The sequence below is a fragment of the Polynucleobacter sp. 39-46-10 genome, assembly GCF_002282275.1.
Genome location: NZ_NCJB01000256.1, coordinates 1 through 3,522, shown reverse-complemented (window position 1 = coordinate 3,522; position 3,522 = coordinate 1). Strand labels below are relative to the sequence as shown.

General features: G+C 46.2%; 5 protein-coding genes. 3 read left to right on the top strand and 2 right to left on the bottom strand.

The window, feature by feature from the left end; all coding sequences use genetic code 11:
• The 3 genes from B7X71_RS13860 to B7X71_RS13850 form a co-directional block, all read left to right on the top strand.
• Positions 1 to 135: SDR family oxidoreductase (locus tag B7X71_RS13860; protein ID WP_293601047.1), on the top strand; the 135-nt coding region annotated here is incomplete at its 5' end.
• Between the two features lie 62 nt (positions 136 to 197).
• On the top strand, positions 198 to 860 hold the full coding sequence (locus B7X71_RS13855; protein ID WP_293601046.1) for a DsbA family oxidoreductase: 663 nt from the start codon (positions 198 to 200) through the stop codon (positions 858 to 860).
• On the top strand, positions 857 to 1,783 hold the full coding sequence (locus tag B7X71_RS13850; protein WP_293601045.1) for a LysR substrate-binding domain-containing protein: 927 nt from the start codon (positions 857 to 859) through the stop codon (positions 1,781 to 1,783). Before B7X71_RS13855 ends, B7X71_RS13850 begins: the two co-directional genes overlap by 4 nt.
• Positions 1,784 to 1,798: 15 nt before the next feature.
• Here the strand turns inward: B7X71_RS13850 and B7X71_RS13845 are convergent, their stop codons facing one another.
• On the bottom strand, positions 1,799 to 2,383 hold the full coding sequence (locus B7X71_RS13845) for a DUF3501 family protein (RefSeq protein WP_215302877.1): 585 nt from the start codon (positions 2,381 to 2,383) through the stop codon (positions 1,799 to 1,801).
• Between the two features lie 23 nt (positions 2,384 to 2,406).
• Positions 2,407 to 3,522 (bottom strand): heterodisulfide reductase-related iron-sulfur binding cluster (locus tag B7X71_RS13840; protein ID WP_293601044.1); only part of this gene is annotated, 1,116 nt, incomplete at its 5' end.

Genomic DNA, 3,522 nt, shown 5'->3' with positions numbered 1-3,522 from the left:
GAGCGCGTTAAGCAATTTATTCCCATGCAAAGAGGTGGATCTGCAACTGAAGTAGCCTCTGCAATTGTTTGGCTTGCCTCTGATGAATCCTCTTATACAAGCGCCTCATTTATTGACGTTGCCGGCGGAAACTAGCTTAAATTCCTTAGTCCATTGGAGGCAAGCATTTATGCCAATGCTTCTATAGAATAGTTTCTATGAAACCCACCATCAAAATTGACTTTGTATCGGACATAGCCTGCCCATGGTGTGCCGTAGGCTTAGGTAACCTCAATAAGGCTATCACTGCATTCAGTGATAAAGCAAACTTTGACGTGCGCTTTCGACCTTTCGAACTTAATCCCAATATGCCCTTAGGCGGCCAGGATGCAATCGAGCATCTTACTGAAAAGTATGGCCTTACCGTAGAGCAAGTGCATGCTAACCAAGCCCAGATTAGAGAGCGCGCTCTTGAGGCTGGCTTTAAGTTCCACCCTGAGGGTCGCAAGCGAGTCTATAACACCTTCGATGCACATCGTCTTTTGCATTGGGCCGGTAAAGAGTATGGCCTTGAGAAGCAAGCAAGTTTAAAAACAGAATTACTGAAGACGTATTTCTGCCTGGCAGTCAATTTAGATGATCAACAAAACCTCCTCAATGCAGTCATTACGGCCGGCCTTGATCCAGATAAAGCAAAGCAGATTCTTGATAGCGGGCTATACGCAAATGAAGTACGCGAAGAAGAGGCTCAATATACTGGTGCAGGAATTCACTCTGTACCCTCAGTAATTCTGAACGACCAATATCTCGTCCAAGGGGCTCAAGCTCCTGAGTCATTTATCAACGCATTTGAACAATTAATTCAGACCGAACAAGCATGACCCTGACAGAACTTCGCTATATCGTCGCAGTTGCTCGAGAACGCCACTTTGGCAGGGCCGCTGATGCTTGCTTTGTATCTCAGCCTACCCTATCAGTAGCCATCAGAAAATTAGAGGAAGAGCTCAACACGCAAATTTTTGAGCGTACTAATACTGAAGTTGCAATGACTAGTCTTGGCGCATTGATTGTCGATCAAGCCCAGAGAGTGCTTGAGGAGGCTAACTCCTTAAAGCACTTGGCAAAGCATGGTCAAGATCCTCTGTCAGGTCCACTGAGGCTTGGCGCCATCTACACTATCGCGCCCTACTTGTTGCCTAGCCTAGTAAGGGTTGCACGAGAGCGCTTGCCCCATGCCCCGCTGTTTTTAGAGGAGAACTTCACTGTTCGTCTATTAGAAGTCTTGCGTCAAGGGGCCTTAGATTGTGTCGTGATAGCCGAGCCCTTTGCCAGCACTGGACTAAACCAGATTGACCTGTATGACGAGCCATTTTTAGTCGCAGTACCCAAAGGCCACCCTTGGGAAAACCGAACATCAATCCCGCATCGAGAGCTTAAAGAGCAAAATACTTTATTACTTGGCACGGGTCACTGTTTTAGAGACCATGTTCTTGGCGTGTGCCCAGAGTTAAATCGCCTTGGTTCTGGTGCGACCATTGGAGAGCAGCGTAGCTTTGAAGGCTCATCATTGGAAACCATTAGACAGATGGTAGCCAGCGGCATCGGAATTTCGGTGCTACCAAGAACGTCCGCATCTGATGCCGCCTCTTCGGATCAGCTCATTCGTTACATCCCATTTGAGGACCCTATTCCAACCAGACGAGTTTGCCTCGTCTGGCGGAAGAACTTTCCACGGGCAGCCGCAATGAATGAGCTAGCTGAAGTGATTCGCCAATGCGCCCTACCAGGTGTTCAATACCTGTAAGACCTGCTCCTTGGTTTAACTCAAATCAGAAACGAGTGAGGCTAAAGTTTCTGGAGGCAGCGTCTGAACATGCATAGGGTAACCCTTATGATCGCAACCCACCATCATCTGAGCGCCCGCTTTTAAGGCCATCTTCATATCGTTTGTAAGATCAAAGCGCATAAAGTGCACTGCAGAGGTTTTATTAGCGGTTGAGCGCTCTAAGTCTTCGTCAGCAATTGCATAAACACGTGGCTGACCTTCAACTTCGATAAACATTTGATGCTCAATACCCACCAACTTCGCAAGTGCAACTTTACGATCCGCCTCATTAGGGTATTCAATCATCATAGTGGCTTTGAAATCTGATCCACCTGGCACTAGAGGGTTATAGGCATTCAACTCATCTTCAATGCCATCTTCCTCAAATGTTTTTTCTACGCGCAGCATCTCTTGAATTTGATAGCGCATTAAAAACTCATTCTCGAAAATCAGTGTGACGTGATCTCCAAGATGAACGGTTCTTAGACGGCGCTCTTTAATCGCCTTTTCACGAAAAGCAGGACGCTCCTTGTGATAAGCCTCAAGGCTCAATAAACTATCGCGAGTAATTGTTCTCATGCTGCTGTATTCCTATTAATAAATTAAAGACCGTATGCCTTAGCAAGCAGGGTTAAAGGGTGGGCCATTTCTGATTTGGGTAATCCCAACTCCTCCATGCCCTGCTCAATATGATGACCAGCAAGTTGGCAGTCAGAGCTAATGTAGTTAGGCTCTTCTTCAGCCATTCTTCTAAACACAGGCTTACCAATCTTCATAGCTGTTTCATGAAACTCTTTCTTTACACCCCAAGTACCCGAGTGTCCTGAGCAACGCTCAACCACATTGACCTCAGTTCCAGGAACTAACTTAAGAGTTTCTGCAGTTTTTTGACCCACGTTTTGTACGCGTGAGTGACAAGCCATGTGATAGCTGACATGGCCCAACTCTTTACTGAAGTCTTTCTTTAAAAGTCCATCGGAGTTACGAGCCATGAAGTACTCAAACGGATCCCACATAGCATCTTTCACCAATTGCGTATCATCGCAATCTGGGAACATGAGTGGCAATTCCTGTTTGAACATCAAAGTGCAGGATGGGATTGGGGTCAAGATGGCATAACCTTCGCGCGCCAACTTTGCCAACTTTGGAATATTTTTTTCCTTGTTTTCAGCAACAGATTCCAAATCACCTAGCTCCAGCTTTGGCATGCCACAACAGGCTTCCTTGTCTACCAACTCATAAGGAATAGCATTGTGTTTCAAAATCTTAATGAGATCTTGCCCAATACCTGGCTCGTTGTAATTGATATAGCAAGTGGCATAGATAGCAACTTTTCCAGGCGTCTTGGCACCATCTACAACAGGCAGATCTTCAGATTTTTGTGCTAGTTGCGGGAATGTCTTCGGAGCGTATTCAGGGATCCAAGCATTCTTATCTACTCCTAAGGCACCCTCCATCACCAAGCGTGCAAGGCCGGTGCTGTTCACTGCATTGACAGCTTGAGTCACGATCGGAATGCCAGCAAAGTGTCCGAGCTTATCTGTAGAGGATAAAAGTTTGTCGCGGAAAGTAGCCTTGTCATCTTTAAAGTTAACAGCTTTTGCACGCAGCATGAGATGAGGGAAGTCAATATTCCAAGGATGTGGTGGGACATAAGGACACTTAGTCATGTAGCACACATCGCAGAGGTAGCATTGATCAACTACCTTTTGGTAATC

What these genes read in the sequence shown, in the direction of transcription:
- B7X71_RS13845 (WP_215302877.1), bottom strand. Translation starts at nt 2,383, where the DNA reads ATGAGAACAATTACTCGCGATAGTTTATTGAGCCTTGAGGCTTATCAC.
- B7X71_RS13850 (WP_293601045.1), top strand. Translation starts at nt 857, where the DNA reads ATGACCCTGACAGAACTTCGCTATATCGTCGCAGTTGCTCGAGAACGC.
- B7X71_RS13855 (WP_293601046.1), top strand. Translation starts at nt 198, where the DNA reads ATGAAACCCACCATCAAAATTGACTTTGTATCGGACATAGCCTGCCCA.